This window comes from Xylanimonas ulmi (assembly GCF_004216535.1).
Lineage (GTDB): Bacteria > Actinomycetota > Actinomycetes > Actinomycetales > Cellulomonadaceae > Xylanimonas > Xylanimonas ulmi.
Genome location: NZ_SGWX01000001.1, coordinates 3,421,214 through 3,441,386, shown reverse-complemented (window position 1 = coordinate 3,441,386; position 20,173 = coordinate 3,421,214). Strand labels below are relative to the sequence as shown.

At 74.9% G+C, this 20,173-nt stretch carries 19 protein-coding genes; 9 read left to right on the top strand and 10 right to left on the bottom strand.

All coding sequences use genetic code 11. The features are described 5' to 3' along the window. Positions 1–8 precede the first annotated feature (8 nt). Positions 9–413, bottom strand: coding sequence for a HypC/HybG/HupF family hydrogenase formation chaperone (locus EV386_RS15805; protein ID WP_207216552.1), 405 nt, complete (start codon positions 411–413; stop codon positions 9–11). 167 nt (positions 414–580) lie between these two features. Between EV386_RS15805 and EV386_RS15800 the strand changes: the two genes are divergently transcribed. The 4 genes from EV386_RS15800 to EV386_RS15785 are packed head-to-tail and all read left to right on the top strand — an operon-like array spanning position 581 to position 5,288. Further along, positions 581–1,825, top strand: a complete 1,245-nt coding sequence (locus EV386_RS15800; protein WP_130416268.1) for a hydrogenase small subunit — start codon at positions 581–583, stop codon at positions 1,823–1,825. 2 nt (positions 1,826–1,827) lie between these two features. Then, positions 1,828–3,570: a nickel-dependent hydrogenase large subunit gene (locus EV386_RS15795; RefSeq protein ID WP_130416267.1), complete on the top strand. Its 1,743-nt coding sequence runs from the start codon at positions 1,828–1,830 to the stop codon at positions 3,568–3,570. Next, positions 3,567–4,772 carry a Ni/Fe-hydrogenase, b-type cytochrome subunit gene (gene cybH, locus EV386_RS15790; RefSeq protein WP_130416266.1) on the top strand — a complete coding sequence of 402 codons (1,206 nt, stop codon included), beginning with the start codon at positions 3,567–3,569 and terminating at the stop codon, positions 4,770–4,772. The genes EV386_RS15795 and cybH overlap by 4 nt, the downstream gene beginning before the upstream one ends. Before the next feature lie 6 nt (positions 4,773–4,778). Further along, positions 4,779–5,288 carry a HyaD/HybD family hydrogenase maturation endopeptidase gene (locus EV386_RS15785; RefSeq protein ID WP_130416265.1) on the top strand — a complete coding sequence of 170 codons (510 nt, stop codon included), beginning with the start codon at positions 4,779–4,781 and terminating at the stop codon, positions 5,286–5,288. On the opposite strand, the gene EV386_RS15780 is transcribed toward EV386_RS15785, so the two are convergent. Then, the gene (locus EV386_RS15780; protein WP_130416264.1) at positions 5,270–5,716 is read right to left on the bottom strand and encodes a hydrogenase maturation nickel metallochaperone HypA/HybF; all 447 of its coding nucleotides are present in this window, start codon (positions 5,714–5,716) and stop codon (positions 5,270–5,272) included. The two genes, EV386_RS15785 and EV386_RS15780, sit on opposite strands and share 19 nt — an antisense overlap. 41 nt (positions 5,717–5,757) lie before the next feature. Between EV386_RS15780 and EV386_RS15775 the strand changes: the two genes are divergently transcribed. Next, positions 5,758–7,098 carry a nickel-dependent hydrogenase large subunit gene (locus tag EV386_RS15775; protein WP_165399970.1) on the top strand — a complete coding sequence of 447 codons (1,341 nt, stop codon included), beginning with the start codon at positions 5,758–5,760 and terminating at the stop codon, positions 7,096–7,098. Position 7,099: 1 nt separating this feature from the next. Continuing rightward, positions 7,100–7,360, top strand: coding sequence for a HypC/HybG/HupF family hydrogenase formation chaperone (locus tag EV386_RS15770; RefSeq protein ID WP_130416262.1), 261 nt, complete (start codon positions 7,100–7,102; stop codon positions 7,358–7,360). Here EV386_RS15770 and EV386_RS15765 read toward each other — a convergent pair. The 4 genes from EV386_RS15765 to hypF all read right to left on the bottom strand — a co-directional run bounded on the left by EV386_RS15765 (position 7,357) and on the right by hypF (position 12,534). Then, on the bottom strand, positions 7,357–8,808 hold the full coding sequence (locus EV386_RS15765) for a glycoside hydrolase family 1 protein (RefSeq protein ID WP_130416261.1): 1,452 nt from the start codon (positions 8,806–8,808) through the stop codon (positions 7,357–7,359). The genes EV386_RS15770 and EV386_RS15765 overlap by 4 nt on opposite strands. Before the next feature lie 43 nt (positions 8,809–8,851). After that, a complete protein-coding gene (gene hypB, locus EV386_RS15760; protein ID WP_130416260.1) occupies positions 8,852–9,637 on the bottom strand; it encodes a hydrogenase nickel incorporation protein HypB in 786 nt (261 codons plus the stop codon). 66 nt (positions 9,638–9,703) lie between these two features. After that, positions 9,704–10,084 carry a hydrogenase maturation nickel metallochaperone HypA gene (locus EV386_RS15755; protein ID WP_130416259.1) on the bottom strand — a complete coding sequence of 127 codons (381 nt, stop codon included), beginning with the start codon at positions 10,082–10,084 and terminating at the stop codon, positions 9,704–9,706. Positions 10,085–10,092: 8 nt separating this feature from the next. Further along, complete coding sequence (gene hypF, locus EV386_RS15750) at positions 10,093–12,534, bottom strand: carbamoyltransferase HypF (RefSeq protein WP_130416258.1); 2,442 nt, start codon at positions 12,532–12,534, stop codon at positions 10,093–10,095. 175 nt (positions 12,535–12,709) lie between these two features. On the opposite strand from hypF, the gene EV386_RS15745 reads away from it, so the two are divergent. Further along, positions 12,710–13,297 (top strand): 1-acyl-sn-glycerol-3-phosphate acyltransferase, encoded by a 588-nt coding sequence (locus EV386_RS15745; RefSeq protein WP_130416257.1) that lies wholly within the window; start codon positions 12,710–12,712, stop codon positions 13,295–13,297. 117 nt (positions 13,298–13,414) lie between these two features. Then, the gene (locus tag EV386_RS15740; protein WP_130416256.1) at positions 13,415–13,681 is read left to right on the top strand and encodes a hypothetical protein; all 267 of its coding nucleotides are present in this window, start codon (positions 13,415–13,417) and stop codon (positions 13,679–13,681) included. 11 nt (positions 13,682–13,692) lie between these two features. On the opposite strand, the gene EV386_RS15735 is transcribed toward EV386_RS15740, so the two are convergent. Then, the gene (locus tag EV386_RS15735) at positions 13,693–14,580 is read right to left on the bottom strand and encodes a universal stress protein (protein ID WP_130416255.1); all 888 of its coding nucleotides are present in this window, start codon (positions 14,578–14,580) and stop codon (positions 13,693–13,695) included. A 155-nt stretch (positions 14,581–14,735) separates the two neighbouring features. On the opposite strand from EV386_RS15735, the gene EV386_RS15730 reads away from it, so the two are divergent. Continuing rightward, positions 14,736–16,382 (top strand): sensor histidine kinase, encoded by a 1,647-nt coding sequence (locus tag EV386_RS15730; RefSeq protein ID WP_242608004.1) that lies wholly within the window; start codon positions 14,736–14,738, stop codon positions 16,380–16,382. Positions 16,383–16,398: 16 nt separating this feature from the next. On the opposite strand, the gene EV386_RS15725 is transcribed toward EV386_RS15730, so the two are convergent. The 3 genes from EV386_RS15725 to EV386_RS15715 form a co-directional block, all read right to left on the bottom strand. Further along, positions 16,399–17,043 carry a response regulator gene (locus EV386_RS15725; RefSeq protein ID WP_130416254.1) on the bottom strand — a complete coding sequence of 215 codons (645 nt, stop codon included), beginning with the start codon at positions 17,041–17,043 and terminating at the stop codon, positions 16,399–16,401. A 200-nt stretch (positions 17,044–17,243) separates the two neighbouring features. Then, a complete protein-coding gene (locus EV386_RS15720) occupies positions 17,244–17,606 on the bottom strand; it encodes an RNA-binding S4 domain-containing protein (protein WP_130416253.1) in 363 nt (120 codons plus the stop codon). Between the two features lie 88 nt (positions 17,607–17,694). Then, positions 17,695–20,106 (bottom strand): beta-xylosidase/alpha-l-arabinosidase, encoded by a 2,412-nt coding sequence (locus tag EV386_RS15715; RefSeq protein ID WP_207216626.1) that lies wholly within the window; start codon positions 20,104–20,106, stop codon positions 17,695–17,697. Positions 20,107–20,173: the final 67 nt, after the last annotated feature.

Genomic DNA, 20,173 nt, shown 5'->3' with positions numbered 1-20,173 from the left:
CGGGCTCCTCACCCGGCCGCCGAGACGCGGCCCGGCGACCCGGCGCGTGAGGGGATGCCGAGCTCGTCCTCCAGCATGCCGAGCTCGTGGAAGACCCGCAGCGACTCCACCGCGGAGGCCTCGTCCACGAGGGTCAGCCCGAACCCCGCGTGCACGATGGTGTACTGGCCGGCGCGCGCGTGCGGGAGGTAGGCCAGGCACACGTCCTTGGTCGCGCCGCCGAAGTCGACGTCGGCCATGCGCGTGCCCTGGTCGTCCCAGACGCGCACGATCCTGCCGGGGATGCCGAGGCACATCCGCACGTCCTCCCGCTCCACAGTGAACCGGGACATCGTGGCCCCGGGCCGCCCGCGGCCCGCCGCGCGCGACGCGTCACGATCGCCCAGCAGCGCATCGATCCGGACGAACAGCATCCATATGTCAGTTCGCCTCGGCCGCCGGCTCGCCGCACTGCCTCGCAGCACGGCCTCGCCGTCGCACGATCCGCGCCGCGCGGTGAACGTGGCACGACGCGGACGCGGCCCGCCCGCGCTTCCTTCCTAGATTGCCGTCACCACCTCAGCCACGAAGGGGTCAGACGATGACGTCTCTGCCGCCGCCCACCGGAGCCACACCGGTCGAGGCCAGCCGCTGGAGGGCGCCGACGCTCGGAGGCAACCTCGCCCATGTCGGCGTCAGCCGCCGCGACTTCCTCGCCTTCTGCGGCGTCCTCGCGGGCGTCTTCGCGATGGGAGACGCCGCCCTCGCGCGCCCGGCGTCGGCCCAGCCGATCACCGCCGAGCTCATCGCGGACCGGCTCTCCGCCGTGACCAAGCCCCCCGTCGTCTGGCTCCAGCTCCAGGAGTGCACCGGATGCGTGGAGTCGACGCTGCGCTCGGGCGGCGCCACGATCGAGGAGGCCGTGCTGCGCCTGCTGTCGGTCAACTACAACGAACTCGTCATGGCGGCCGCGGGCGACGCCGCCAACCGCGCGCTCGACGAGACCAACGCGTCCGACCACATCCTCGTCGTCAACGGCTCGGTGCCGCGGGGCGAGGGCGGCGCGTACTGCACCATCGGCGGCAAGTCGGCCGAGCAGGTGCTGCGCGAGTCGGCCGAGCACGCCTCGGCGATCCTCGCCGTCGGCGCCTGCGCGGTCTGGGGCTCGGTGCAGGCGTCACGCCCCAACCCGACGGACGCGGTCGGCGTCGACCAGATCATCACCGACAAGCCGATCGTCAACATCGCGGGCTGCCCACCCATCGGCGAGGTCATCACGGCCGCCGTCTCCTACATCCTGACCCACGACGACCTGCCCGCCGTCGACGGCGAGGGCCGGCCCCTGTTCGCCTACGACCAGCGCGTGCACGACTCGTGCCCGCGCCGCCCGCACTTCGACGCCGGCCAGTTCGTGCGGACCTTCGACGACGAGGCCGCGCGCATGGGCTGGTGCCTGTACGACGTCGGCTGCAAGGGTCCCAGCACGTTCTCCGCCTGCCCGATCATCCAGTGGAACCAGCACACGAGCTGGCCCATCGGGGCCGGGCACCCGTGTGTCGGCTGCACCGAGAGGCGGTTCTTCGACCGGTTCACGCCCTTCTACCAAACCCTGCCCGACGTCGCCGGGCTGGGCGTCGAGGCCACCGCCGAGGCCGTCGGCTGGGGGCTGGTCGGCGCGACGGCGGCCGGCGTGGCGGCCCACGCGGGCCTCACGGCGCTGCGCCGGACGGCCGCCCGCAGACGGGCCGACGGCGCGCCGCTGGACGCCCTCGGCGAGAAGGTCTGGCTCCCCGACCCGTCGGTGCGCCACGACGCCCTCCCATCCCGCTCCACCGAGGAGGAGTGACCATGTCGACCCGCGTCGTCATCGACCCCATCACCCGCATCGAGGGCCACCTGCGCGTCGAGCTCGAGACACAGGGCGAGACCATCGCCCGGGCCTGGAGCGAGACCACCCAGTTCCGCGGCATCGAGACCATCGTGCAGGACCGCGACCCGCGCGACGCCTGGGTGTTCGTGCAGCGCATCTGCGGCGTGTGCACCTCGGTGCACGCCATCGCCTCGGTCGTCGCCGTCGAGCACGCGATCGGCTCCCACCCGCCCACGCAGGCTCGGCTCATCCGCGACATCGTGCTGGCCTCGCAGGAGGTCCAGGACCACGTCATCCACTTCTACCACCTGCACGCGCTCGACTGGGTCCACGTCCCCTCGGCCGCCACCGCCGACCCGGCCGCGGCCGTCGCGTTCGCGCGCGCCATCGGCTCGACCTGGAGGGGCAACACGCTCGAACGGATGACCGAGGTGCGCGACACCGTCCGGCAACTCCTGGACTCGGGCCAGCTGTCGATCTTCACGGGCGGCTACTGGGATCACCCGGACTACCGCCTGCCGCCAGAGGCGAACCTCATGGCCGTCGCCCACTACCTGGACGCGCTGGAGTTCCAGCGGTCGATGATCCGCATCCACACGGTGTTCGGCGGCAAGAACCCGCACCCCAACTTCCTCGTGGGTGGCATGGCCTGCACCATCGACCCCGACCGCTCGGAGTCGATCAACCAGGTCCAGATCGACCAGATCACCGACTGGGTCGACCAGACGCGCCAGTTCGTGCGGGACTGCTACCTGCCCGACGCGATCGCGATCATGGGCGCCTACCGCGACTACTTCGACATCGGCGCCGCCCAGCCGAACTACCTCGCGGTCGGGCTGGCGGGGGCGACGTTCGGCGGCGACCCGAACACGGCCCGGACCACGACGGCCCACACCGCGGTCAAGCCCGGCGTGCTGCTCGACGGCGACCTGTCCACCGTGCACCCGTTCGACCCGACCAAGATCGCCGAGTACATCGCGTCCGCCTGGTACGCCTACGAGGACGGCGACGACGTCGGCCTGCCGCCCGCACAGGGCGAGACGACGCCGCGGTACACCGGCCCGAAGCCGCCCTTCGACTGGCTGGCGGACTCCGAGCGGTACACGTGGTGCAAGGCCCCGCGCTACGACGGCCGACCCATCCAGGTGGGCCCGGTCGCACGCGTGCTGCTCGCCTACGCCCAGGGGCACGCCCGCATGACGGAGCTGGTCGACGACGCCGCCCGGCAGCTCGGCATCACCGTCGGCCAACTCAACTCGACGGCGGGCCGCACCCTCGCCCGGGCGATCGAGGCGATGGTCTCGGCCGAGACGCTCGCCGAGGTGACCTTCCCCGAACTCGTGGCCAATATCGCGCAAGGCGACCTCGACGTGTTCGACAACTCCCGCTGGGAGCCGAAGACCTGGCCGGCCACAGCCGAGGGCTATTCGTTCGTCGAGGTCGCGCGCGGCAACCTCAGCCACTGGGTCACGATCGAGGACGGCAAGGTCGCCCGCTACCAGGCGGTGGTGCCCACGACCTGGCTCGCCGGCGGGCGCGACGTCGGCGGGCGGCAGGGCCCCTACGAGGAGTCGCTCGCCGGTGACGGGCTCCACCCGCTGCGCGACCCGGCCCGGCCCCTCGAGCCGCTGCGCACCATCCACTCCTTCGACCCGTGCATGTCGTGCGCCGTGCACGTGCTCGACCTGGGCGACGCCCGGCCCCCGGTCGTGGGGCCATGAGCGCGCCGTCTCCCGCCGCCGTCCTGCACGTCGGGGAGATCCACAGCAGCGACGGCCTCAGTCATGGGCGACTGCTCGCGCTCGCCGCCGCCGCGGCCCCGGGCGGCGACGACCCGGTGGTGCGCGCCGCCGCCGCCGCGCTCGAGTCCGACCACCACGAGATCCCCGTCCCGTGGGTCGGCGCCGACGACGTCGACCCGGCCACGCCCCAACGGCGCTACACGCTGGTGCGGGTGCGCGAACTGGCGCTGCCGAGCGGCGCGACGCGCGACGTCGTCGTCATGCGCGGGGCCGTGCGCGAGGTGTTGGCCACCTCGATCAGCACCCGGCAGGAGCGATCCCTCGTGCGCCGCAACGCCGACCGCGCGTTCGTGCGCGGCGAGCGCCCGCTCGCCGTCGCCGCCGCCGCGGTCAGCGACGGCGTTGTCGGCCGCTTCCACCTGCAGGGACTCGTCGCGGTGACCCCGCAGGGGCCGCATGACACCAGTGACCCCGGCGCCGCCGAGAGCGGCTGGACCCGCGTGGCCTTGTGGCCGGCCGCGCTGCGCCTGCAGCACTGGGCCAACGTCGCCCTGATCGGCGTGCTGAGCGCCACGGGCTACTACGTCATGGACCCGTTCTTCGGCCCCACCCCGGTCGACGGCGCCGCCTCCGGGTTCCTCATGGGCGGCATGCGCCTGGCGCACTTCGTGGCGGGGTTCGCGTGGATCGTGCTGGGCGCCACCCGGTTCGTGCTCACCTTCACCTCGCGTTACCGCACCATGCGGTGGCGCTCGTTCTGGCCGCTGTGGTCGCGCGCCGACCTGCGCAACCTCGGACATGTGGCGCAGCACTACGCGCTCATCAGGGACCACAGCCCGCTGTACCTGTCGCACAACCCGCTCCAGCAACTCGCCTACACCGGCGTGTACGCGGCCTGCGCCCTCCAGATGGCGACGGGGCTCATGCTCTACGGGCTGGCACGGGTCGACTCGCCGTTCTGGGCGCTGGTCGCCGCGCCGAGCGGCTGGGTGGGCATCGGCGTCGTGCGCCTGGCGCACACGCTCCTGATGTTCGCGCTGTGGGCCTTCGTGATCATGCACATCTACCTCGCGGTGCGCGCCGACTCGCTCGAACGCCACGGCGGGGTCTCCTCGATGGTCAACGGTGGGGTGTGGGTGCGCCGCGGCGCCCGACCCGTCGACGGCCCTCCGATCGAGTGATCCGCCATGGCCGCCACCATCACTGTGCTGGGGATCGGCAACCCGATCATGGCCGACGACGGCGTCGGCCTCGCGCTCATCGCCTACCTGTCGCGCTCGGTGACCGACCCGCGGGTCCAGATCATCGACGGCGGCACCGGGGGCATGGAGCTCGTGCCCGTGGTGCAGGACTCCGAGCGCCTGCTGGTGCTCGACGCGGTCGCGGGCCCCGAGCCCGGAACGGTCGTGCTGTTGACCGGAGACCAGGTCCCGCGCCTGCTCGCGAGCAAGCTCTCGCCCCACCAGGTCGGCCTGCTCGACGTGCTCTCCGTCGCCCGGCTGCTGGGCCGCGAACCGCGCGAGGTCGTGATCGTCGGGATCGTTCCGGAGGTCGTGGACCTGCGCTTCTCCCTGTCCGACGTCGTCACCGAGGCCCTGGACGAGGCGGCCGCGATGGCGTACGAGGTCGTCGAGCACTGGCTCGCGGAGGCCGACTATCGGGAGTTGGACTGCGTCACTCAGCGGCGGTGGTCATGACCCGGGCACGAGGCCGCCGGCCGGTCGCGCGCAGGGAGCGCAGCGTCGCCAGGGTTCTCGGCAGGGTTCTCGGCGGCGGCGTCGTCGGCGAGGTCGGCATAGGCCACCGCGAGCTCGCGGCCCGTCACCAGCTCGCCCGTCGGCGTCGCGCACACCGGGCAGACCAGCGCGTAGAACCGGTCGACCGGCACGTCCCTGGCGCACTCGGCGCAGCGCACCGCCGCCTGGACGACGTCGATGTCGAGGCGCGCCCCGGCCACGGCCGTCCCCGAGATGGCGAGCGGCCACGCGGTGCGCAGCGCCTCCGGTGTCGCACTGGCGAGCGTCCCGACGCGCAGACCCACAGCCTCGACGCCACGCGCCCTGCGTTGCGCGGCGACACGCGCCACCGAGTCGACGACGGCGCGCAACAGGCTCAGCTCATGCATGGGGCGATCGTGACACGCTCCCCGGCGACGGGCGCCTGCGGGTGACGCGCCTCGTGCTCGACGAGCTCCTCGACCCGTCCGAGGTCCGCGTCGTCGTCGAGCGGGCCGCCGACGGACGCCTGACGGGCGCACGGCTCTCGCTGGCCGACCTGCCCCGCGTCGAGCCGCTGCTCGTGGGCCGCCCGATCGCACGCGTCCCCGCGTTCGTCGAGCGCCTGTGCGGGCTGTGCCCCGCCGCCCACCACCTCGCAGGCGTGCGCGCGCTGGAGGCGCTGGCCGGGATCGGGCCGTTGCCCCCACAGGCCGTCGCGATCCGGCGGCTGCTGCACCACGCGTCGGCCGTCGCGGCCCATGCCGAGCGCGCGGGCGCCGTCGGCGGGGAGCGGTCCGCCCTCGCCGCGCTGGCCGGGTTCGCGCGATCCACGCTCGACGCGGTGGGCGCGCAGTCCCACTTCCCGACGACGGCGGCGCCCGGCGGCGTGCGCGTGGGCGTCTCGCCGGCGACCCGTGACGCGCTGCGCCACGCCGCGCCCGAGGCCCTGGCCGCGGCGCACCGGCTCGCGCTCGACGCGCTGGATCAGTCCGACGCGCTGGATCAGTCCGGCGCGCGGGGTGAGTCCGGCGCGCGCGGCGGGGCCGGCGACGCCGGGGCGGACCCGTCGTTCACGGGCGCCGACGTCGCGTTGGTCGACGCCGACGGCCGACCCGACCTGCTCGGCACGCACCTGCGCGTGGTGGCCGCCGACGGCGGCGTGCTCCACGCGGCCGAGCCCGCCGCGCGCTTCGACGCGGTGCTCGCCGAGTCGCGTCCCGGCGCGCCCGCGCCGCGACCGTACCTGCGCGCGCTGGGCGCCGACCGCGGTCGTTACCGGGTCGGCCCCGCGGCCCAGCTCGGCGTCGGTCCGCTGACCACCCCGCTCGCCGCGGACGCGCAGGCCCGTTGGTCCGACGGGGCACGCACCGCGAGCGCGGCCCGCGCGGTCATGGTGCTGGCCGCGGTCGAGGCCATCGCCGAGGTGCTGGGCGACGACGACGTGTCCCTCCCCGTGGTCCCAGGGGCCCCGGTGGACCTGGCCGCCCTCGCGGGCGTGCCCGCCGGCGCCGTGGGCGTCGGCTGGGTCGACGGACCGCGGGGACTGCTGGTCCACCGCTACGTCGCAGGCGGCGACGGGCTGCTGCGGGCCGCCACGATCCTGACGCCTACGGCCCAGAACGAGCCGTGGCTGGCCGACCTGCTGCGCGCGGCGGTGGCCCGTAGCGCGGCCGCGGGCGCGCTCGAACGGGCGGTGCGCGAGGCCGACCCGTGCCTGCCGTGCACCGCCGCGCCGCTCGGGACGATGCGGCTCACGGTCACCGACGCACGCGTACCGAGGGGGACCTGACATGTGCGTCGCGATCCCGGCGCGGATCGAGGAGATCACCCCAGGCCCGCTGCCGACGGCGCGCCTCGACGTCGCGGGGCGATCCGCGTCGTGCTGCCTGGCCTACCTCCCCCAGGCCGCCGTGGGCGACTACGTGCTCGTTCAGAACGGGTTCGCCGTCCTGCTGCTGGACCCGCTGTCCGCGGCGGAGTCACTCGCCGCGTTCGCCGACCTGGGACTGTGGGACGGGCTGGGGGACGGGCTGTTGGACGCGCCTGGCTAGGCGGACGGGGCCGGGGCGAGCGGCGGCAGCGCGTGGGTGCGCACCAGGCGCCGGTACCAGTGCGCCGAGTCCTTCCAGATGCGCTCCAGCGTGTCGTAGTCGACCCGGATGACGCCGAACCGCTTGGTGTAGCCCCAACCCCACTCGAAGTTGTCGAGCAGCGACCAGGCGAAGTACCCGCGCACGTCGGCGCCGGCGTCGAGCGCGGCGCCGAGCGCGTCGACGTGATCGCGCAGGTAGCGGACCCGGCGCTCGTCGTGCACCCGCGCGGCGCCGTCGGGGCCGACCGTCACCTCGTCGTCGAACGCCGCGCCGTTCTCGGTGACCACGAGCGGCACGCCGTAGCGGCGGTGCAGGTCGGTGAGCAGCTCGGTGAGCCCGGCCGGCTCGATGTTCCAGCCCATCGCGGTGGACGGCCCCTCGTGCGGGACGAACTCCACGTCCTCGGCGCCCACCCACGCGCCGTGCGCGGAGGGGCGATGCCCGTCGGCGGCGGTGGACGCGGCCGAGCCCGCCGCGGGCGCACTGCCCCCGCCCGCCCGCACCGTCGTCGTGGAGTAGTAGTTGACGCCCAACGCGTCGAGCGGCTGGCGGATGACCTCGAGGTCGCCGTCGCGCACGAACGCCCAGTCGGTGATCGCACGCGTGTCGGCCAGCAGGTCGGCCGGGTACCGCCCGCGCAGCATCGGCTCCAGGAACGCCCGGTTGCCGAGCGCGTCGATGCGGCGCAGCGCGTCGCGGTCCGCGCGGGACGACGGGTCGGCGGCCCGCAGCACGTGCAGGTTGAGCGTGACCGACACCCGGGCGCCCGGAGTCTCCTGGCGGATCGCCGCGGCGGCGAGGCCGTGCGCGAGCGAGAGGTGGTGCACGGCCGCGAGCGCCGCGGCCGGCTCCGACCGGCCCGGGGCGTGCACGCCAGACGCGTAGCCGAGGTAGGCCGAGCACCAGGGCTCGTTGAGCGTGGTCCACACCTCGACGAGGTCGCCCAGCTCGCGGGCCATGGCCCGGGCGTAGTCGGCAAATGCCTCGGCGGTGGCCCGCTCGGGCCAGCCGCCGGCGTCCTCCAGCTCCTGGGGCAGGTCCCAGTGGTAGAGCGTCACCCAGGGCGCGATCCCGCGGGCCCGCAGAGCCTCCAGCAACCGCCGGTAGAAGGCGACGCCCTCGGGGTTGAGCGGGCCGCGGCCGGTGGGGATGACGCGCGACCAGGAGATCGACAGGCGGTACGCCCCCACCCCCAGGGCCGCGAGGTGCTCGACGTCCTCCTCCCACCGGTGGTAGTGGTCGACGGCGACGTCACCCGTGTCGCCGTTCTCGACCCGGCCCGAGTGGTGGGCGTAGGTGTCCCAGATCGAGGGCGTGCGACCACCCTCCGCGGCCGCCCCCTCGATCTGATAGGCGGCGGTGGCGGCGCCCCACACGAAGCCCGCGGGGAAGGTGCGACCTGGCATGCCCGTATCGTCACACCCGCCCGCGCTGCGCGCCCGATCCGTCTCAGGCGGGCGCCTCGCGCAGCGGGGCGTTCGCGTGCTCGCGCAGCCACCCGATCCAGGCCTCGACGCCCTCGCCGGTGCGGGCGGACAGCTCGATGGTCGTCACGCCCGGGTGGACCCGTGCCAGGTAGTCGTAGAACCGGCCGAGGTCGACGTCCAGGTGCGGCAGCAGGTCGGTCTTGTTGACCAGCACCACGTCGGCCGAGCGGAACATCACCGGGTACTTGGCGGGCTTCTCCTCACCCTCGGTGATCGCATAGACCATGACCCGCAGATGCTCCCCGACGGCGAACTCGGCCGGGCACACGAGGTTGCCGACGTTCTCGACGAACACCAGGTCGAGCCCGTCGAGCGGCAGCCGGCCGAGCGCGTCGCGCACCATCGGGGCGTCGAGGTGGCACTCGCCGCCGAACCCGTGCGCGGTGTTGAGCAGGCTGACCCGCGCCCCCGTGGCGGCGAGCCGGTCGGCGTCGAGCGCCGTCTCGATGTCGCCTTCGATGACGCCGACCCGGCTCGCGTCGAGCGCGTCGAGCGTGCGCGCGAGCAGCGCCGTCTTGCCGGCGCCGGGCGACGACATGACGTTGACCGCCCGCACGCCCGCGGCGTCGAAGTCCGCGCGGTTGTGCGCCGCGCAGTGGTCGTTCTCGTCGAAGATGCGCTCGAGCACCGCGATGCGGTCCGAGCCCGTGCCGTAGCCCGAGTGGTCGCCCAGGTGGTCGTGGCCACCCTCGTGGCCGTGGTCGTGGCCGTGGTCTTGCGCGTCGTCGTGCCGGTGGAAGCGGCCCATGGTCTCTCCTTCGTCGCCTCCGTGTGCCCCGGCGGCGTCGCCGGGTCCGGGCGGGCTGGCCCGAGGCTAGGACGACGCCCCCGGCGGCGCGGCGCGGTGACGCGATTCGACGTCGTCGGCCAGGTCGAGATGGGTCAGCAGGAACTCGTCGCCCTCGACCACCTCGACGCGCGAGCCGGCGCAGGACCCGCAGCGCAGCCACACCTCGTCCAGGCGCGTGCGGGCGCCGCACGCGTCGCAGCGCACGACGAGCGGGACGAGCTCGAACACGAGCCGGCTGCCCGCCAGCGCGGTGCCCGCGGTGACCACGGCCCAGCACCTGTCCATGGCCTCGGGAACGGCCTGGCGCAGCGCCCCGAGGCGGACGCCCACGCGCTCGACCCGGCGTCCCGCGCGGCGCCGCTCGGCGATGCGCGCGATCGACCCGCACAGCGAGAGCTCGTGCACACGCCCTCCTACGTCTCGACGACGACGCCGCTGCGGCTCGCGCGGGCGCCGGGCCATCCCGGAGCGAGCCGGGCGGCGGCCACGACCGCCTGCCCGAGCGCGAGGCCGCCGTCTCCGGCCGGCACGACGGCGTGCGTGAGCACCTCGAACCCGCGCGCGGCCAGCGCGTCCCGCGTGGCCGCGACCAGGAGGGCGTTCGAGAACACGCCGCCCGAGAGCCCGACGGTCGCCGTGCCCGTCCGCGCGCGGATCGCCTCGGCCCAGGTCACGGCACAGTCGGCGACCCAGGAGTGGAAGGCCCAGGCGATCACTTCGGCCGGCGCGCCGCGCCGCAGCGCGGCGACGATCGCGGCGAGCGCCGGCGCCGGGTCGATCACCACGGGATCGCGGTCGGCGTGGTCCTCGGCCACGCCCGTCACCGCCGCGCCCATCAACGCCACGCCCGTCGCCGTCACCGGCAGCGTCACCGGGCATGCGCGCGCGGGCCGCCCGCGCGCCGCCGCGAGCGCCGCCTGCTCGAGCTCGATCGCGGCCTGCGCCTCGTATCGCTGGTCCTGGCACACGTCGAGCAGCGAGGCGACGGCGTCGAACAGCCGGCCCATCGAGGTCGACCGCGCCGCCCCGACTCCCGAGCCGAGCACCTGCCGCAACAGCAACGCGCGCGACCCGGCCGCGCGCACCGGCGCCAGGTCCCGCGTCCATGCGACGCCCGCCTGCGCCAAGTGGGCCAGGGCGACGCGCCAGGGCTCGGCCACCGCCGCGTCACCGCCGGGCAGCGCGACGGCGCGCAGGTGGCCCACGCGCGCGAACCGGCCGACGTCGGCGCCGAGCAGCAGCGCCTCGCCGCCCCACACACCGCCGTCGCTCCCATAGCCCGTGCCGTCGAAGGTCAGCACCAGGGCGTCGTCGCCGAGCCGCCCGTGTTCGGCGAGCAGCGCGGCCGCGTGAGCGTGATGGTGCTGGACGCGCACCACGGGCAGGTCGCCGTGGCGCCGCTGCGCCCAGCGCGTCGAGTGGTAGTCGGGATGCAGGTCGCACGCCCACGCCTCGGGCCGCGCGTCGGCGAGCCGCGCGAGATGCCGGGCCGCGAACGCGAGCGCGTCCTGCCCCGCGAGCGACTGCATGTCACCCAGGTGCTGCGACAGGAGCGCGCGGTCGCCCACCAGCAGGCAGGCGGTCGCCTTGAGCTCCCCGCCGACGGCGAGCACGACCGGCGTCGTCGCCCCGGCCGGGCCGACGCCGAGGGCCACGGGCAGCGGGGCGAAGCCGCGCGAGCGGCGCAGCGGCATCACGGCGCCGTCGACCACGCGGACCACCGAGTCGTCGCACGGCACGGCGATCGGGCGGTCGTGCCCCAGCAGCGCGTCCGCGACCCCGGCGAGGTGTGTGAGCGCGTCCTCGTCGCGGTAGCAGATCGGCTCGCCCGACAGGTTCGCCGACGTCATGACGAGCACCGGCGGGGCGCCGTCGGCGAACAGCAGGTGGTGGACGGGGGCGTAGGCCAGCATGACCCCCAGCTCGCCCGTGCCAGGCGCCACCTCGGCGGCGACGGGCCAGGCGGCGTCGTCGCGACGGCGCAGCAGCACGATAGGGCGGGCGGGACGCGTGAGCTGCGCGGCCTCGGCATCGCTCACGTGCGTGAGGGCGCGCGCCGTGTCCAGGTCGCGCACCATGACGGCCAACGGCTTGGCCTCACGCCCCTTGCGCGCCCGCAGCGCGCGCACCGCGTGCCCGTCGAGCGCCGAGCACGCGAGGTGGAAGCCGCCCACGCCCTTGACCGCCACGATCCCCCCGGCGCGCAGCGACCGCACGGCGCGGCGCAGACACTCGTCGTCACTGGCCCGCACGCGCGCCGGTCGGCCACCACGGACCACGGCCCACCACAGCCGCGGGCCGCAGTCATGGCACGAGATGGGCTGGGCGTGGAACCGGCGGTCGAGCGGGTCGTCGTATTCGCCCGCGCAGCGCGCGCACATCGGCAGGTGCGCCAATGTGGTGCGTGGACGGTCGTACGGCAGGTCGCGGATGATCGTGAGCCGCGGCCCGCAACCCGTGCAGGTGATGAACGCGTGCCGATGGCGGCGGTCGGCGGGGTCGAACAGCTCGCGCAGGCAGTCGGGGCAGGTCGCGCTGTCGGGCGGCGCCAGCGTGCGCGCCCCCGCCTCGTCGTCGGACCCGAGGATGGCGAAGCCGCGCAGCGCCGGGTCGACGACGGCGGGCACGGCCTCGACGTCGATGACCGCCGCGAGGGCCGGGGCGTCGTCGCGCAGCCGCCGCCCGAGCTCGCGCAGGGCGCCGGGCGGCCCCTGGGCGTCGACGACCACCTGCACGCTGGTGTTGCGCACCGACCCGGCCAGGCCCAGCTCATGCGCGAGGCGGTGGACGAACGGGCGGAACCCGACGCCCTGCACGACGCCGCGCACCAGGAACGTGGCGCGCTCGTCGGGCATCGGGCCTCCTGTCGACGGGCCCCGTGGGCGTGGTCCGGCTGCGACGCTAGGCCGCCGCCGGCCCGCGGCCAGGTCTCGTGACGCGTCGCGCCCCGCGCGGGTGGCACGTGCGGAGCGACCTGCGGCGCCGCAGGACGCGGGCGGCGCCGGCGCGGCGCTGGCCTAGAGTGTCCCGATGCGCCGCTTTTCGCCCACCCGCGCGATCGCCGCCCTCTTCTGGCGGCTGAGCCGCTGGACGCCCGTCGACGAGGCCTTCCCCCAGCATCCCGGCATCGTGCTGGGCGCCCCACACACGTCCAACTGGGACTTTGTGCACATGCTCGCCCTCGCGTGGCGCAATGACGCGCCGATCCGCTGGCTGGGCAAGCACACGCTGTTCACCGGATGGCGGGGCCCGATCATGCGTCGGCTGGGAGGAATCCCGGTCGACCGCGGCAACCCGTACCGCGTGGTCGAGAACGTGCTGGCCGAGGTCGCCGAGGGCCGCGTCTTCCACCTCATCATCACCCCCGACGGCACGCGCTCGGCGAGCGGCCCGTGGAAGAGCGGCTTCTACCGCATCGCGCGCGAGGCTCACCTGCCGGTCACGCTGGGCTTCGTCGACCGCACCACGATGACGCTCGGCGTCGGCCCGACCATCGAGCTCACGGGCGACGTCGGCGCCGACATGGACGTCATCCGCGCGTTCTACGCCGACAAGGCCGGCGACGACCCGTCCCGGCGCCGCGAGCCGCGCCTGGCGAACGAGCGGCCGCGCGACTGACGGGGACGGTCCCCCCGCGCGCCGTGTCGCGCCAGGTCACACCGTGGACCCCCTCCACGTGCGAGGTCACGCCGCGTGGGGTAACAGTGGACCAGGCACGGCCGAGCAGGGGGACTCATGACCGACGTCGACGCAGGCTCGCTGACCATCGCATTGCTCACCGCGTGCTCGGACCCGCAGGGGCCGGGCATCGGCTCACGCGTCGTCCAGGAGTTGCTGGACGAGGCCAGCGCCGACCCGCAGCTCGCGCGCGCCGTCCTGACCACGATGCTGACGGCGTCGGTGGTGTCGCTGCGGGCGTTCACCGACGCCACGCAGCGCGACCGCGAGGCCGTGCTGCACTCGCTCGGCGTGGGCTGGGAGCGCCGCCGCCTGTCGTTGTGACGCGCCGCGGCTCAACCGTCGCGCGTCTTGTCGGGCTGGTGCACCACCAGCGTCGCGCACGGCGCCGAGCGCAGCAGCGTGTCGGGCACGGACCCGAGCAGCCGTCCCGCCGCGCGTCGGTGTGACCGCCCGCCGACGACGACGAGGTCGTGGGGGGTCAGCGTCCGCATGAGCACGTCGGCCGCCCGCCCGTCCTCGATGCGGGTCGTGCACGGGACCTGCGGGTGTTTGGCGGCCCAGCGGTCGATGTCGTCGCGCACGGCTTCGAGTGTGGAGGCCCGCCATGCCTGGCCCCAACCCGCGTAGGCGTCGAGCACCGCCTCCAGCGGCCCCGGGTCGACGGCGTGGACCACCTCGACGCTCGCGCCGAGCGGCTCGGCCTCGCTGAACGCGGCGTCGAGCAGCGGTTCGGGCCGCACGTCCGCGGCCACGCCCACCACGACGCGCTGCGGCGTCGTCCCGCTCGCGCAGGCGGGCACGACGGCGACCAGCCCGTGCGCCATCGCCGCCACGGCGGATGACACCGAGCCGGCCAGCGCCCGGCTCACGGCGCCCAGCCCACGCCGCCCGACGACGACGAGGTCCGCGTGGCGCGAGCGCTGCACCAGGACGTGGGCGGCCGCGCCCGGGACGAGCTCGGTCGACGGCGTGCGTCCACCCGGACGGTGGGGGCCCAGCCGGGCCAGCGCGCGATCGACCGCCTGGTCCGCGCCCGCGTGCAGGCTGTCGGGGATGAGCAGGCCCCCCGCCGGCACGGGAGCGAGCGGCACGACATAGGTGCCGACGACAGTCAGCCGCGCGTCGTGGCGGTCGGCCGCCGCGGCCGCCCAGTCCAGCGCCTGATACCCCTCCTGCGAGCCGTCCACCCCGACGACGACCCCCTGGCACCACCTGACCATGATGACCCCCCTCCGGACATCGTTTACGGTGCGCGCACCGTCGACTCAACCCCAGTGGACAACCGGCCCCGAGCGCAGCACAGGGGCCCCGGGCCCCGTCGCGCACGCCAAAGGTCCCGGCCCGGGGCCCGGGGGCCGACCGATAGGTTGGGGGCGTGGACGCGCGACCGCCCCAGACCCCCTGCCCGAGCGAGGTGGACGTCCTGCTCGAGGCGGTCCTGGCCGTCGGGCGCGGACTTGAGCTCGGCGCGACGCTCCAGCGGATCGTCCAGGCGGCCGCCGACCTCGCCGACGCGCGGTACGCGGCGCTCGGCGTCCTGGACGCCGAGGGGCGTATCGGCCAGTTCCTCACCGTGGGGATGAGCGAGGACGAGGTGCGCGCCGTCGGCCCCTACCCCACCGGGCGCGGCATCCTCGGCGAGCTGATCCGCGACCCGCGTCCGCTGCGCCTGCACGACCTGACCGCCGACCCGCGCTCGGTCGGATTCCCGCCGAACCACCCCCCGATGCGCTCGTTCCTCGGGATGCCGCTACGCGTGCACGGCACCCCGTTCGGCAACCTCTACCTCACCAGCAAGCGCGGCGGGGGCGACTTCACCGACGCCGACGAGCGGCGCATCGAGGCGCTCGCCGCGGCGGCCAGCGTCGCGGTCGAGAACGCCCGGCTGTACTCCGACGCCCGGCTGCGTGAGCGGTGGGCCGTGGCGAGCGACGAGATCTCACGTCGGCTGCTCGCCGGCGACGCGCCCGACGAGGTGCTCGACCTCGTCGCGGTGCACGCCGCGCACGTCGCGCGGGCCGACCTGGCGGCGCTCATCGTCCCCGGACCTGACGGGCTCGTGGTGCGCGCCGTCGTCGGCGCCGACGACATCCGCGGCAAGACGCTGCCGCCCGAGGGCTCGTTCGCGGCCGAGGTCTACGACTCGGGGCTGCCCATCGTCACCGTGGACGCCGCGCGCGACCCGCGGGCGGCCGCCGCGTTCACGGCGGCGCAGGAGACCATCGGGCCGTTCGCCGCGCTCCCCCTGGGTGAGCCGGGCCGGACGCTGGGCGTGCTGTCGGTGGGCCGCACGCGCGGCGAGCTCGCGTTCTCCAACGTCGTCATCGAGGCGTTGCAGGCGTTCGCGTCCCAGGCAGCGGTGGCGATCGAGCTCGCCGAGCGACGGCGCGACGCCGAGCGCCTCGCCGTCGTGCGCGACCGCGACCGCATCGCGCGCGACCTGCACGACCTGGCGATCCAGCGCCTGTACGCGACCGGGCTCGGACTGCAGGGGGTGGCGCGGCGCCTTGAGCGCGCCGAGGACGCCGACGGCGCCGCGCGCGTCCTGGGGGCGGTCGACGAGGTCGACGAGACGATCGGCCTGATCCGCACCACCATCCGCGGGTTGCAGCCGCCCACCGACGACGCACGGCGCGTCGGGGTGCGCTCGCGCGTGATCGCGGAGGTCGAGGCCGCCTCGCGCGCGCTCGGGTTCGCGCCCGCGCTGCGCTTCGAGGGGCCCGTGGACGCCCTGGTGCCTGCGGCGACCGCGGACCACCTCATCGCCGTCGTGCGCGAGAGCCTGTCGAACGTGGCGCGGCACGCGCACGCCGGGGCGGTCGAGGTGCTGCTGGTCGCCGCCGACGACGTGGTGCTCACGGTGTCCGACGACGGCGTCGGGATCGGGCCGGGCGCCCGGCTGAGCGGACTGGAGAACCTGCGCACCCGGGCGCGCGACCTGAACGGCAGCCTGTCGGTGACCGCCTGCCCCGGGGGCCGGGGAACCCACCTGCGTTGGCGGGTCCCCCTGCCCGCGAGGTGAGCGGGCCGGGCAGCCGCTAGCGCGGCTCGGCGCGGCCCAGCTTGGTCGCCAGGACCGCGGCCTGGACCCGGCGCTCCAGGCCCAGCTTCGCCAGCAGGCTCGACACGTAGTTCTTGACCGTCTTCTCGGCGAGGAAGAGCTCGCCGCCGATCTGCCGGTTGGTCATGCCCTGCCCGATGAGCGCGAGGATGCGCTGCTCCTGCGCCGTCAGCGCGGCCAGCGGGTCCTCGTAGTCCGCCTGCGAGCGCATCCGGGCCATGACGCGCTCGGCCGCGCGCGGGTCGAGCGTCGAGCCGCCCGCCGCGACTGTGCGGATCGCCTCGACCAGGTCGGTTCCCCGCACCTGCTTGAGCACGTACCCGGCGGCCCCAGCGAGGATCGCGTCGAACAGGGCCTCGTCGTCGTCGAACGAGGTGAGCATCAGGCACGCGACGTCGAGCCTCGCCTTGAGCTCGCGGCAGACGGTCACGCCGTCGCCGTCGGGCAGGCGCACGTCGAGCACGACGACGTCGGGGGCGAGCACGGGCACACGGGTGAGGGCCTCGGCGGCTGTGCCCGCCTCGCCCACCACCTCCAGATCGGGCTCGGCGCCGAGCAGGTCGGCGACGCCGCGCCGGACGACCTCATGGTCGTCCACCAGGAACACGCGTACGGGGTTCATGACGCCCACGCTATCGGCGTCCGCAACCTCGCTGGGCGCGCGGGCGGCCCCGGCGAGCGGCGGTCGCGGGCGCTCACGCGGTCGCCGACCACGTCACGCGCGGTCTTGCGCGGCCGCAGATTCACCCAGGTGAGTCGGCCGGCGGCGCCCGCGATCGGCCCGGACTCGCCGTGCTCACCCCCGCCGCCCGACGACGGCGCTCAGGCGCGCCGGTCGCCCCGCAGGCGGTCGATCTCGCGCCGCTCGCGCTTGGTGGGACGGCCCGCTCCGCGGTCGCGGACGCCGACGGCGAAGCGCTCCTCGCGGGTGGGCAGCGCGGGGCTGTGATCGGTGTAGGCCTTGACGGCCAGGGGCGCGCCGACCCGCTTGGGCAACAGCTCGACGACCTCGACGACGCGCTCGCGCAGCGGCTCGCGCCACGTGACCCGGTCGCCGGGCCTGACCGCGCTGGACGCCTTGGCGATGACGCCGTTCACGCGCACCCGCCCGGCGCGCAGCGCCGTCGCCGCGGCCGACCGGCTCTTGAACAGCCGCACCGCCCACAACCACACGTCGACCCGCATCGCCCCACCCTACGCAGACAAGCCCGGCGCCGAGGTCGAGAGCGTCCTCTCGTCCTCGGCGCCGGGCTTCGCGGCCGGGTGGGCCAGGTCAGGCCGTGGTGGCGGTGACCCAGCGGGCGTCGGCGTTGGTGACCTCGTGCAGCGGGCCCGTGATCGTGAGCGTCGCGCGCGCGGTCGCCGCGCCCGGGATCTCGACCTTCGCGGCGGCCTTCTCGTTGGTGATCGCGCCGCCCGTCGACTCCTCGGTCGAGGCCGAGGCCGCCGAGGCCGCGGCGTGCGAGCCGACCCACACCTCGACGTCGCCGGGCTCGACGACCTTGACCATGCGGCGGTCGGAGAACGCGAAGCGCGTCGTGGGGACCTCGAAGGTCAGCCGCGCCGAGGCGCCCGGCTCGAGCGTCACGCGCTGGTAGCCGAGCAGCTGGACCACGGGGCGCGTGATCGAGCCCACGACGTCGTGCCCGTACAGCTGCACGGGCTCGGCGCCGGCGACGTCGCCCGTGTTGGTCACGGTGACCGACGCGGTGAACGTGCCGCCCGCGGCCACGGACTCGTCCACGACGAGGTCGGTGTACGCGAACGTCGTGTACGACAGGCCGAAGCCGAACGGACGCAGCGGCGTCGAGTCGGTCGAGGTGACGTCGGACGGGCCACCCAGGATCGGGTGCAGGTAGGAGTAGGGCTGCGAGCCGGTCGAGCGCGGCAGCGACACGGGCAGGCGGCCCGAGGGGTTGACGCGCCCGGTGAGCACGTCGGCGATCGCCAGACCGCCGCCCTCCCCCGGGAAGAACGCCTGAAGCACCGCGCCGGGCCGCTTGTCGCCGGTCTGCGGTCCCGCGGCGTCGAGAGCCCAGTTGATCGCGTACGGGCGGCCGGTCAGCAGCACCATGACGACGGGCGTGCCCGTCGCCACGACGGCCTCGACCAGCTCACGCTGCACGCCCGGCAGCTCGAGCGACTCGGAGTCGTTGCCCTCGCCCACGGTGCCACGGCCGAACAGGCCGGCCTGGTCACCCACGACGACGACGGCGACGTCGGCGCCCGAGGCGGCCTCGACGGCGGCGGGGAACCCGGAGCGGTCCTCGCCCTCGACGTCGCACCCGGCGACCTGGACGAACTGCGGCTGGGCCAGTCCGGCGTCGGCGAACGCGGTGTCGAGCGCCTGGCGCACCGTGGGGATGTGGAAGCCCGGCTCGTGGTCGGGGAAGTGCGCCAGCACGTGGTTGGCGAACGAGTAGCAGCCCTGCAGCGCCTCGGTGCGGTCCGCGTTGGGGCCGATGACGGCGACGCGCGCGGGCGCCGCGCCACCGCGGCCGAGCGGCAGCACGCCGTCGTTCGACAGCAGCACGACGGACTCCTGCGCCAGGCGGCGCGCGATGTCCTGGTGCTTCGGGGAGTCGAGGTCGATCGACGTCGGCGGCTCGTCCTCGAAGGCGCCGGGCTCGAGCAGGCCGAGCTCCTCCTTCTGGCGCAGCGCGCGCAGCGCGGCGCGGTCGATGAACGCCTCGTCGACCTCGCCCGCGCGCACCTTGGCGGCGAGCGGCTTGAGGTAGGCGTCGCCCGTGGGCAGCTCGATGTCGATGCCGGCCTCGATCGCCAGGGCCGCGGCCTCGCCGCGGTCGGCGGCGACGGCGTGCATGACCTCGAGGAACGCGACGGCGAAGTAGTCGGCGACGACGACGCCGTCGAACCCGAGCTTCTCGCGCAGGATGCCGGTGAGGTAGTCGACGTTCGCCGCCATCGGCACGCCGTCGAGGTCGGTGTAGGAGTTCATGACCGACTTGACGCCGCCGTCGAGGATGGCCATCTCGAACGGGGGCAGGAACACGTCGGCGACCTCGCGCGGCCCGGCGTAGACCGGGGCGTGGTTGCGCCCGGCGCGCGAGCCGGAGTAGCCGACGAAGTGCTTGAGCGTCGCATGCACGCCCGCGTCCTGCAGGCCGCGCACGTAGGAGGTGCCGACGGTGCCGACGAGGTAGGGGTCCTCGCCGATGCACTCGTCGACGCGGCCCCAGCGCGGGTCGCGCACCACGTCCATGACAGGCGCGAGGCCCTGGTGGACGCCGAGGGTCCGCATCGACTCACCGATGACGTGGCCGGCCTCGTAGACCAGCTCGGGGTCGAACGAGGCGCCCCAGGCCAGCGGCGTCGGGAAGGTCGCGGCCTGCCAGGCGGCGAGGCCGGTCAGGCACTCCTCGTGCACCAGCGCGGGGATGCCCAGGCGCGTCTCCTTCTTCAGGCGGCGCTGCTCGGCCCACAGCCACGCGGCGCGCGAGACCGGGTCGACGGGGCGCGTGCCGTACACGCGCGTGTACTGGCCCAGGCCGTCCTTGGTGATCTCGTTGAGCGGAGTGCCGGCCGTCTCGGCCGCCATCTCGCCCTGCATGGGGGCGACGACGTTGCCGCCCTGGTCGAGCCAGTAGCCGACGATCTGCGCCAGCTTCTCCTCGAGAGTCATCTGCGCGTGCAGCTCACGCACGCGGTCGGACACCTCGGGCATGGCCCGCACGGGGGCCGGGGACAGGGCGTCGGTCACGGGTCGTCTCCTTATGACACGGTCAAGGTCA